A 10517-nucleotide genomic window follows, 5' to 3' on the forward strand; every position below is an offset into this window, starting at 1 on the left:
CTCTGAACGGCCGTTTCACGGCCGGAAGGCCGATCCGCTGCGTCCTCGGCCTAGCCCGCTTCGCGGGCGGCTAGCAAGGGTGGAGGGGGCTCGCCTCGTCTGTCCAGTTGCTTACTCTGTGTTGCTGAACTGAGCCTACCTGACGGTTAGTTACTCCGTCAATTCTTTTCAAGTGCCCTCTTGCATTTCCTTCTGTCGCCATATTCCGTGCGATGCAAGAGTGAATTCTGGCATTCAATTTCTGCGCCGTGCGCGAGAGTTATCTAAATACCCTTCAATTCGCTCTATTCTCTTTATGGTTGAGAGGAATACGTAAGGGGAACTTGCCCTGGTTCCCCTTACGGAATCACGGGCGCGGGAGGCGCTCCGTAGAGATTTTCTCCATCCTTGTATTCGTCGGAGTAGTCGCAGTAAGTGGCGTGCTCGTAGTCGTCTGGGGCGTTGTCGCAGGTGTACTTGTGGCAGGAGTAGTTTCCTTCGAACACGGCTCCTCGATTCTCTCTATGTGGCCGCCTAACGGCCTGTTGGTGAGGACCCTAGGGGTTCGCCCAATGGGTCGTCAAACGTCCTTCTGAGGGCCGCTGTTGGCTTTCTTGAATTCGATGCCGGGCTGACGTCAGGGATGGTGCTCCGGCCTCGGCGGTAGGCGGTGCGCGGCTCGGCGTCAGCGTCAGCGTCAGGTGTCTGGGCAAGCCTCGGCCGAGGCTTGCCCACGGAGGCTTGCCCAGCACGTCCAAGGGGCGCCGAGCAGGGCCGATTTGCCCGGTTCGGGGTTGCACCGGAGGGGGGCTGGACGGTTGCATGTAGAGGGGGACTAGGGGTTGCACCGGAGGTGTGACCGGGGGTGGGACCCCCACTTTTATGATCTTGAGCATCGCCCCTGATGAGGGCCCGTGGGCAAGCCCCTCCCGGCCGCCGACACCTCTTTCTCCGCGATAGCCGGAGGAGAGGTCTGGTCACCCACGGTCGCGGCGGGGCGGTCGTCTTGTTGTTGTTGTCGTTGTTGTCGTCCTTGTCATCGCACGTCAAAGGCCCCTCCCCGACCCGCCGGGGCGGGTTTTGGTGGGGAGGGGCCCGACAACAACAACGACAACAGCTACTGGGCGTGAGGGTCGGTCAGCCTCGCGATCTCGGCGACCACGGCCGGATCCCCCTCGGCAGCGAGGCGGCGCAGCACCTGGTGTGCCCGCTCGCGGTCGCCGTCCTTGAGTGCCTGCGCCACTTCCACCAGCGCGTCACGCTCGTACGAGATGTCCCTGGCCATGTTCTCTTCCTCCGTCATTCGGGGGCGCCGTACTCGGTCTGCGGCCCGGCGCCGCGCTTGGCGATTTCTCCGCGCCGGGCCATCGCGCTCAGCTCGGTGGCGAGGGTGGAGCGGTTGACGGTGATCCCGCGCCCTTCCAGGACGGCGAGCACGGCGGAGGTCCCCACCCACGCCCCGGCTTCCAGCACGGCGCGGTGCGCGGCGCTCTTCCAGTCCTGGTCAGGCTCGGGCGCGGGCGCCTGTGCGCCCCTGATGTTGAGCTGGAGTCCCCGGATCGCGGGCGGCTCCGGCGCCTCCGGGAGCTTCCCGAGGGCGGTCAGGAACTCGCTGATGGTCGCGTCGTCGGCGGATTCGGCCGGCGTGCCCGGCTGGGGAACCGCGGTGGTCTGCTGCTCGCCACGGATCCGGAGCCGCGAGCGGAAATCGCCCTGGTCAGCGCCTTGTACCGGGCTGGGAGCAGGAGCACCAGGAGGTGAGACGTCTCCCGGCTCCTCCCCGGTGAGCCACGTGAGCTTGGCGGGCGCCCAGCGGTCGCGGTAAGCGTCCCCGGCGGCCTCGGCCGAGGGCGCGTCCAGGACCGGCCGCCACTCCTGGGTGGCCAGCACGGCGGTGCGTGCGAGAGACGGCGCGGTCACCCACGTGCGAAATGCCTGCGGGGCGAATCCCGGGTCTGTGGAGGCGCCGATAACGCCGCTGCCTTTCGCCCGCAATTGGCGCGCGTCCAGCCCCCGGACCGTCCCGAACAGCTTTGCCGTTCCGGCCCCTTCGGGGTCGGTCGCGGTGAGCGCCACACGAACCGGCGAGTATTTCCGCACGGAGCTGTCTCCGAGGCTGGAAAGGTTTCCGTCAGTCGCCGTGAGGATTAGGCGAATGCCCATGGCGCGCAAGGTGCGCATGACTTTGACGATTTTGTCTTTCACACGGCTGCGCAGCGGATCGATGCCCTGGTAGGCGAGCATCTCGGCGCCCTCGTCGATGACGCAGAAAATCATCGGGAGTGTCGCTGAAATGGGCAAGAGTTTCGTGTCGTGGTCCCTCATCAGGCCCCGGTATTCGGTGAGTCGGCGCTCTCCGATATTGATGAGGGCGTCCAGCATGAGGTCTGCCTCGGCCAGGGTGGAGGCCACCCAGTCGACGCCTGACCTGGTGGTTTTGGGCAGTCGGAGGGTGCCGGGGCGGGGTGCGAGGAGGCCCTGTCCCTCGGCCCAAGGGGTCACCCAGGCGGCGAACGCGTCACCAGATTTGCCAACGTCAATTCCGAACACGAGCGTGTCCGTTGTGCGCAGGAATGCGGCCATGATCGCGTCGAGGAGTGTGGTCTTGCCGGTTCCGGGCGGGCCGAGGATCAGGGCGCACGCCTCCCGCAGGTAGACCGCAAGCTCCTGCCCGACACGGTCGGTGCCCCACGGCAGGGCGCCGTTGATGGTGAGGGGGGTCCAGACGTCGGGGAACTCGGTGGTGCGGGTGGCGGGGTCCACGGTGTCGACGTCGAGGATCACGTGCCCCTGACGGCGGGCTGCGCTGATCGCGACCACGCAGCCGACGGGGAGGCGGGCGGCCTCGGCCAGCGAGGTGCCGTAGGCCTGGAGTCGGGCGGAGGGGTAGCCGACGGGGAGGGTGATCTCCAGTCCGAACCCGGACCCGTCGGGGCGGGGCGCGTACCCGACCGGCGCCGCGTCGACCTGCGCCACCGCCCTGATGAGCCCCACCCAGTGGTCCACGACAGCCCAGTCGTGGCGCCGGATCTCTGCCTCGGCCATGGCGGCCTGCATGGCCCGCCGCTCCTCGTCTACCGCCTCCTCGTGTACGTCCGCCTGGTACAGGCCCGCGCCCGCGCCCAGACTGATCGCCACCAGCGTCCCCAGAGCGGTCCACCAGCCGGTGGAACTCCACGTGGTGGGGTCGGTGGCGATGACGGCGCAGGACCAGCCGGAGGCGGCCAGCCACGCCGAGGCGCGCACCGCCAGACTCGGCCGGGACAGACGCCGGCGGACACCCACGCCGACGCCGTGCGCGGCCGCGCCGACGACGCCGATGGCCAGGGGCCAGCCGGACGGCATCCCGGTCCACGCGCCGGCCGACGCGACGGCGGCCGCCGTGGTCGCCATCGCCACCGGCGCCGACACCGAGCCGTGCCCGGCCACCCAGTCGATCGCCATGTGCGCCTGTGGCGGAGCCGTACGGCGCGAGTTGCTACTCATCTGCTGCTCTCCTTTCAGGAACGGGCCCGGGGCCGCCACAGCGGCCCCGGGCACAGCGGTCCGGTCAGCCCTGGCTCTGCGCGGTGTGGTCGGAGTTGGCGGTGGTGTCCCACGCCTCCTCGCCCGGGCGCGGGTCCACGTGGCGGCGGATGTCCGGCTCGTGCACGGCGGTGAACACTCGGGCCACCTCGGAGGCGCCCTCAACGGCGCCGAGCAGCGCCTTGTTGACCTCCTGGAGCGCGTCCCCGACGGAGGAGTCGAGCGGCATCTCCTCGGAGCAGCGGGAGGCGACGACCGCGAACGTCTCGGCGATCAGGCCGAGCGTCTCGGGCAGCGACTCGAAGCTCGCGAGGACGTGCATCATGCCGCCCGGCTCGGCGGTCTGCGCCTGCCGGAGCATCTCCTCGGCGGCCTGCCGGAAGTCGAAGCTGTTGGGGTTGGTCATGGCAGCTGTCTCCTTGGTGGTGGGGATGGTGGCGGGCGCGCCGGTCGGCGCGGCCCGGTCGGGCTCGGGCAGCTGCTCGCGGTCCAGCTGGGCGGCGGCCGCCTCCGCGTCCTGGTGCTCCTTGTGGGCCTGCACGACTGCGTGGGCCCGTGCCTGCGTGGCCGCGCCGATCAGGTAGCGGTAGACCCGCCGCCCCCACTGCGGGGCGGGAATCCTCAACAGCCGGGCAATCGGCCACATCAGCAGCGACAGCAACCCGAGCGGCACGGCGGCCAGCACGGCGCCCACGCGCCGGGCGTGGAACCGAGCTGCCGCGCGGCGCAGAGCCGCCTGCCGGGTCCGCACGCGGCTCTTCTGTGCGATGCGGGCCCGCCGCTGCGCCACCCTCTGGGCGCGTTTGGCGTCCCGGGCCGCCCTGCGAGCAGCACGAGACCGGCCCTGGGCGGAAGCCGCGGTGCCCTTCCCGCCCGTCTTGGCGCTGCCCGGCAGGCGCCCGGCCACGGACTTGCCCGTGCGGAGCGCCGATCCGCCCGCGCGGGCAGCCATCCGACCGGCCGCCCGCATCAGGCGCCCACCACGTCCCGTGGCCCCACCAGCGGGCCTCTGGGCGGGCCTCTGGGCGGGCCTCTGGGCTCCCTTGGCCATAGGGGCCGAGGCGCGCCGTGTGGCCCCGCCGGGCGCCGTCTGTCCCCGTCGTGCCGTGCTCGCGCCGGCCGACGCGGCACGGGCCGCCCGACGCGTGTCCGCCACCCGGCGCCGGTCCGCCGTCAGCGCCTCGCGCCGCTCCCGGCGACCGGTCGGCGCGGCGGCCGCCGCAGCGCGGGCCGCACGGATCTGCCCGGCCCGACCCCCAACACCGGCCGCCCGTAACGCCCCGGCGCCCTTGCGCAGGGCGCCACCGGCACCGGCCGCGCGGCCGCCACCGGAGCGCTGCCCGCCCAGCATCCGCCCGGCCGGGCGGTACCCGCCCGCGCCCTGCGCGGCGCGGGACGACGTCGCCCCCGCCGTGGGCTTGGCCGTGCTCCTGGCCGTCGTGCTCCCGATGCGCGAGGAGCGCGCCACCGCCACCGCCGCAGCGGTCGCGGCCAGTCCGCCGGCCGTGAGCACGGCCCCCAGCGGGCCGCCCGCGAGACCGGCCGTCGAGACGGCCGTCAGGGCGCTGGACGCGCCGATCGTCAAGGCCGGGACGCCAGGAATCCCTCCCGGCGTGGTGACCGGCGCGGGCTCCTGCGGCGCGGTCCGCTGCTCCGGCACCGAGGCCTCGGCCCCGGCCATACCGGCCGGGGCCGCATCCGTCACCGGCGCCGCCTCGGCCTCGGGAGGCTGAGACGGGGGTTTCGCCACTGTCTCTGGAGTCGTCATGCTGTGCGTACCTCCTGGGTGACTGCGCGTCATGTGTGGGAGGAGGACCCGGCGGGGGCACATCCCGCCGGGTCCGTCACGGGGAGATCACTCCCCGTGAGACTAGATCCGGGGTCGGACAGCTGAACAGTGGATTCCGCGCCCCGAGTTGACGTCCTGGCTGGTGGGGCCCGGAGCCTCCCACAGAGGGAGCTGCCCCGGCACCGGCTCCACCGGCCGTGTGGGAACGTCGTCCAGCCGCAGCCGGTACCGGCGTGGGCGCCGACGGGGGCGCCGGGTCACTGGCCGATCGCCGCAAGGGCGAGGGCGACCACCCCGAGCACCAGAACGTGCGCGGTCTGGTCCACGTGGGCCGCGCCGCCGTGCGCCGCCCACTTGGTCTGGCGGGCCAGCCGCATCCAGGCCTGGACCGGCCACCGCCGGTCAATCCACCCGTGGGTCAGGCCAATGACGGCCAGCGCGGCCACGGTCGGCCAGAGGTACAGCACGACCTCATCCACGACCAGGGCGACCGCGACCAGGGCAGCCCCGCACAGCAGGACATGCGTGGCCGCGTGCGCAACGGCCGCCCCCCACCCGTGATGACGACGACCGTGGTCGTCGGTCCACCCGGCCTTGCACCGGGCCTGTGCGTCGGTCTGGCAGGGATAATCCGCAGCGAGATGCGCGAGGTACAGCGCGATGAACAGCGTGGCGAACACGGCCTCTCCCGTTCGGGTAGCCCGGGGCCCGTGGCCCCGGAGTAAGCGGGCGGCCCCGGCCGGGGCCGCCCAGAATCCAATCCGTCGAGCCCGGCCTACGGGCCCTTCGCGGACGCCGCCGCCCGCGCCTCGCGCAGGTACCGGTCCACGCTCGCGCGGGAGACCGCCCCGAGCATCGCGGACAGACGCGCCGTGATCTCGTCCGCGTCCTCAACCCCGAGCGCGTACAGCGTGTACACCGCGCTCCGCAGGTTCGCCGGACGCTGCTCCGGCACCCGCTCCTCCGGAGACTCCCCCGAGCCCGTCCGGAACGTCCCGGCCGGTTCCGGCCCGCTGACCTGCGCGGATGCCTCAGGTTCCGGAGCCTCCGGCCGCTCCTGACGGAGCCGTGCGGCCCGCGCCAGCACCTCCCGGGCGGGCAGTCCCGCGTTGTACGCGGCGTCCATGCTCGCGCTGGCACGCGCCTGATCCTCGGCCGCACGCTCCAGCAGCCGCGCCCCGTGATCGGGCACCCGGGCGTGCTCCGGCTGCTCCTGGCGCTCGATGACGAGCGGGGCCTCACCGGACCCCGCCACCGCCAGCGGCCCGTAGACGGCCTCCATCGCCGCCCGCTGCTGCGCCACCGCCGCCCGGGTCCGGGTGACTTCCAGATCCACCCCGGCGACCGCCAGCTCGGCGTACGCCCGGTCCCGCTCCGCCGCGACCCACCCGGCCGCGACCGGCGACAGATCCCGCTGCGTGGCGGACAGCACCGCCACCCACAGAGTCTTGGCGACCAGGGAGACGGCCGGTCCACCGACCGCCACCCCCCAGTCCCCCAGGCGGATCCCGTACGCGATCAGCGCCGCCATCGACACCACCAGCAGCGCCCAGCCGACCCGCTGCGCCGCCGCACGCCGCGCCCGGTCGTAGCGGTGGTAGACCTCCAGCAGCACCACCACCAGCCACGCCGCGTCGAACACCGAGGCCCCGGCGTACGCGGCCTCACCACCGCCCAGCAGGTGGGCAATCGAGACCGTCGACCACACCACGCAGGCCACCGTCAGCGCGCCCGTCACCGCCAGCGCCACCGCCAGACCCCGCCGGCGCCAGTCGGTCGGCACCCGAGGCGACTCCACCGGCACCTCGTGCGTCCGGCCCGCCATCGTCACCGCCACCATCCGCCGCGCCGCGCTCACAGCGCGCCCTCGATCCGGCCGACCGTGAAACCGCGCTCCGCCGCCCGCTGCTCCGCCGCGCGGTCGCGCTGCTCCTGCTCCCGAGCCTCGGCGGCCCGCACCGATGCCTCGATCCACATCGCCGACTCGGCCGCCCGCTGCGCCCGCGTCCATCCGTCGCGCTCGTCCATCAGGCACCGCCCGACTGCTGCGCCGCAGCAGCCTGCTGCGCCGCGATCTGCTCACGGATCCGCGCCGCAGCCTCGCTGGCCGCCTCAGCCGCAGCAGCAGCCGCGTTCGCGGCAGCGATCCGAGCCGCCGCCTCATCGTGGGAGTACGTCACCGCGCACCACCCGCCCGCACACGCTCGATACGATCCGTCATAGGACCGCACCTCCCTGGTCTCTTCAGGTTCAGGTGTTCGTCTCAGGCCCCCGGCCCGGTGTTGGTAGCACCGGCCGGGGGCCGCATTCAGTTGTGGTCGAGACGGGAGCTGACAGCTCCCCTCACCGCCCGTACGAGACGGGCGGATCGGGCAACGGGTCAGCGACCCTGTGCGTGGTTCCACTGCGCGATGAGCGCGTCGGCCTGTGCCTCACCCTGCCGACGCTCCGCGTCCCTCAGATCAGCGGCGGCCTGTTCAATCCGCCGCGCCTCCGCCTCGACGGCGGCCGCCTGCTCCGGAGTCAGACTCACTGGACTCCCCCGTCCCGGCGAGCCGCCTCCGCGATGGCCTCCGCCAGCTTGCGAGACGACTCCTCCGTCGCCAGCGCCTGCTGCCTCAGCCGCTCCATCAACTCGGCGGACGTTTCCTGCTCGGTCATATTTGCCCCTATCTACATAGGAATGCCCGGCGGCTTTGCGGAAGTTCGTCCCGCTCGGCCTGACAAGAAGAACGCTACGGCAAACCATCCTTCGATACAACCAGCGCGCCGAATCTGTCCTTGGGGATAATTTTTCGGTAGGCTCGGCGCATGCCAGGTATCCCGGAAGAAGCGCAGGCGGAAGCCCTGCGCGCGGTGGCGGAGGCCTCCCTCCGCCGCGCAGAAACCATCGCCCAACTCGACCGCGACCTGCGGGAGGCGGTGCTCGCCGCCGTACGGACCGGCGCAAACCGCAGCCGGATCCGAAGCCTCGCGGGCATCAGCCCGAACACCCTCTATGGGTGGCTGGCGGCGGAGGGCATCGAAATCAGGGCCAAGGCCCCCGCCAAGAAGAAGGGGGAGTCGTGACCCTCGGAGCGTCGTGGGCTTCTGACGGCGCAACTGTCGGCGCAACACGCCGTTACAACAGGGCGTCTGACCGGGCGTAGCCTGAGCCCCACCCGCCACGGCGGACACAAAAAATGGCGAGAGCCCCTCGGGATCACAGGTGGTGGAACACCTACTCCGAAGGGCCTTCGCCTTGACTCTGACGTCGGTGCCGAGTGTAGGGGAGGAATCTCTCCCCTTCCACCAGGCATCGGCCAGCCGAAAGGTTGGACCAAGCCCGTGTCCCACCGCAGCATCCGGCCAGCGCAATGCGCCTCCTGCGCCGCGATCGCCCGCTACCTGGAGCGCTGTACCCAGGACCGCCCGGACAACCCGCCCACCAATGGCGAGATCGGCGCGGCGGTCGGCCTCCACCCGAAGGTCGCACAACGCCACCTGGCCCACCTCGTGGCATGCGGCGTGCTCGACACCAACCGGCGCACCCTCCTCCTCCCCCCCCGGCCCCTGCCCGCACTGGCCGGACCGGAGGCATGGGCCTCCACCGTGCCCGGCCTGCACGCCACAACCGTCAGGGCTCTGATGGTCCCGGCCCGCATGGGCTGGACCGGCCAGCTCGCCAACGACGAGTGGGCCGAAGCGGCCGGCCTCCGACCCCGCACCCTCGAATGGCACCGCAGGGTGCTGGCGGGCCGAACGCCGAAGCAGCCGATTCCCCTGATCAGTTTCCGGCGCACCTACGTCGAAGTGGTGGGCAACGACAACAAGCCGTACCACCTCCGGCAGGCGGACCGGTTCACACTCCTGTCCGGCATCGAGGCCGCACCGCTCGAAGGGGACGCGCTCGCCTCCGTCCCCGAACTGGCTCGCGCAGTGCTGCACCGGGTCCGCTGGTTCGACTACGCGATGTCCAGCAAGGCCGGGGTGGAGTTCTCCGCCCGCGAGATCGCTCGGTACCTCGCCGCGGGTTGGCCAGCCCACACGCTGGCCGCCATCCTTAACGCGACCGCTGACCGGCGCCCGCAGCACCCCCGCGAGTTCCTCAAGCGCGTGCTCGACAACGAGCCTCGGCTCAAGGGCGCCTACGTCATTCCCGCCCAGGTTCAGTTCGAGGGCATGGCGAGGAAGGGCGAGTGCCTCCTCTGCCACAACCCCGCCTGGGAACTCCCAGGCCGGACTCCGCTGTGCGGCGGCGACCGCTGCCGCGAGGGAGCCACCCCCGCCGAAAGCCTCGATATCCGAGCCGGTGCTTTCGTCCCCCTCCCCCGGGGCCACGCCCTCACAGCCTGAACGTCCCCAAGGGCCCGTCAGACCACCGCGCCGACACGCGGTCTGACGGGCCTTCCGCCATGCATCGAATCTGTAAGTCTGTAAATCTGTACTTCCCAGACTTCCAGAGTTGAGGAACAAAATGCCTAATCAGAGCGACGGATGGCGCGGAACGGCGGACCGAGTCGCGGCACGGATAGCGCCCGTTGAGCCGGGCGCGGCCGGGCGGCCGTTGCCCGTAGCGCCGGTACCGGAGGCCCGGGAGGGGGTCCGCCCGGCGGCCGGCCCCCCAGCCGTCCCGCACCCCACCGCGCAGGCTCCAGCGGCCCCTGCGGCCCAGGCGGCGAGCCACCCCTCCAGCGCCGCGTCAGAGCCGCTGACAGAGCCGGAGGCGCCCCGCTGGAGCACGCTGGTGCGCAAGGAGGTCCGCTTTCGCCAAGACCAGCTCGACGGGCTCGCAGCCCTCCGGCGCCAGGTGGCAGCTAACCGGGCGGACAAGCGCGAGATCATCACCGATAACACGCTGATCCGGATCGCGGTCGACTACCTCCTGATGTTCGGCGAGGTACGCCTCCAGGGCTCCACCGAGGCCGAACTGCGCCGATCCATGACCACCCTCCGCAAGCGCACCTGAAACGCACACCGAACCGGGGGGGGGACCCACGGCCTGTCAGGAGTCTCGCCCCGTGAGACTCCTGACAGGCCGTCACTAATGGAAACCGTTCTCAAATGGCGGGCACGAAAAAGCACGTTTTCGCAGGTCAGCCCGTACCCGCAACTTGGGTTCCCCCCCTCGCCCAAAAGGGCCAGCTCCTGTGGGAAAAGGGGAACCCAAGTTGCGGGTAGCTCCCGACCCTTGGCCACGGCATTTCGGGCACAGCGCTCTGACCAGCGCTGACACCTCCCGGGG

The 10517-nt window shown here is 71.5% G+C and carries 12 protein-coding genes; 3 read left to right on the forward strand and 9 right to left on the reverse strand.

Annotation, left to right across the window (positions count from 1 at the left end; translation table 11 throughout):
* Positions 1 to 1096: 1096 nt before the first annotated feature.
* From EES41_RS42030 to EES41_RS44020, 9 genes are all read right to left on the reverse strand, one after another.
* On the reverse strand, positions 1097 to 1264 hold the full coding sequence (locus tag EES41_RS42030; protein WP_164496258.1) for a hypothetical protein: 168 nt from the start codon (positions 1262 to 1264) through the stop codon (positions 1097 to 1099).
* Positions 1265 to 1278: 14 nt separating this feature from the next.
* Positions 1279 to 3465, reverse strand: a complete 2187-nt coding sequence (locus EES41_RS41095) for an AAA family ATPase (RefSeq protein WP_123083597.1) — start codon at positions 3463 to 3465, stop codon at positions 1279 to 1281.
* 64 nt (positions 3466 to 3529) lie between these two features.
* Complete coding sequence (locus EES41_RS42035) at positions 3530 to 5272, reverse strand: hypothetical protein (RefSeq protein ID WP_164496259.1); 1743 nt, start codon at positions 5270 to 5272, stop codon at positions 3530 to 3532.
* Positions 5273 to 5550: 278 nt separating this feature from the next.
* Entirely contained in the window at positions 5551 to 5973 is a 423-nt protein-coding gene (locus EES41_RS41110) for a DUF3307 domain-containing protein (RefSeq protein ID WP_123083600.1), read from the reverse strand.
* A 95-nt stretch (positions 5974 to 6068) separates the two neighbouring features.
* On the reverse strand, positions 6069 to 7151 hold the full coding sequence (locus EES41_RS42040; protein WP_164496260.1) for a hypothetical protein: 1083 nt from the start codon (positions 7149 to 7151) through the stop codon (positions 6069 to 6071).
* On the reverse strand, positions 7148 to 7321 hold the full coding sequence (locus EES41_RS42045; protein WP_164496261.1) for a hypothetical protein: 174 nt from the start codon (positions 7319 to 7321) through the stop codon (positions 7148 to 7150). The genes EES41_RS42040 and EES41_RS42045 overlap by 4 nt, the downstream gene beginning before the upstream one ends.
* The gene (locus EES41_RS42050; RefSeq protein ID WP_164496262.1) at positions 7321 to 7473 is read right to left on the reverse strand and encodes a hypothetical protein; all 153 of its coding nucleotides are present in this window, start codon (positions 7471 to 7473) and stop codon (positions 7321 to 7323) included. The genes EES41_RS42045 and EES41_RS42050 overlap by 1 nt, the downstream gene beginning before the upstream one ends.
* A 200-nt stretch (positions 7474 to 7673) precedes the next feature.
* Complete coding sequence (locus tag EES41_RS42055) at positions 7674 to 7826, reverse strand: hypothetical protein (protein ID WP_164496263.1); 153 nt, start codon at positions 7824 to 7826, stop codon at positions 7674 to 7676.
* On the reverse strand, positions 7823 to 7954 hold the full coding sequence (locus EES41_RS44020; protein WP_302186207.1) for a hypothetical protein: 132 nt from the start codon (positions 7952 to 7954) through the stop codon (positions 7823 to 7825). Before EES41_RS44020 ends, EES41_RS42055 begins: the two co-directional genes overlap by 4 nt.
* Before the next feature lie 150 nt (positions 7955 to 8104).
* Here EES41_RS44020 and EES41_RS41120 point away from each other — a divergent pair, with 150 nt between their 5' ends.
* The 3 genes from EES41_RS41120 to EES41_RS41130 all read left to right on the forward strand — a co-directional run bounded on the left by EES41_RS41120 (position 8105) and on the right by EES41_RS41130 (position 10241).
* Positions 8105 to 8362 (forward strand): hypothetical protein, encoded by a 258-nt coding sequence (locus tag EES41_RS41120; RefSeq protein WP_164496264.1) that lies wholly within the window; start codon positions 8105 to 8107, stop codon positions 8360 to 8362.
* Between the two features lie 258 nt (positions 8363 to 8620).
* On the forward strand, positions 8621 to 9628 hold the full coding sequence (locus EES41_RS41125) for a hypothetical protein (protein WP_123083603.1): 1008 nt from the start codon (positions 8621 to 8623) through the stop codon (positions 9626 to 9628).
* Positions 9629 to 10019: 391 nt separating this feature from the next.
* A complete protein-coding gene (locus tag EES41_RS41130; RefSeq protein ID WP_123083604.1) occupies positions 10020 to 10241 on the forward strand; it encodes a hypothetical protein in 222 nt (73 codons plus the stop codon).
* Positions 10242 to 10517: the final 276 nt, after the last annotated feature.

The organism is Streptomyces sp. ADI95-16 (assembly GCF_003721495.1).
GTDB classification, from domain to species: Bacteria; Actinomycetota; Actinomycetes; order Streptomycetales; family Streptomycetaceae; genus Streptomyces; species Streptomyces goshikiensis.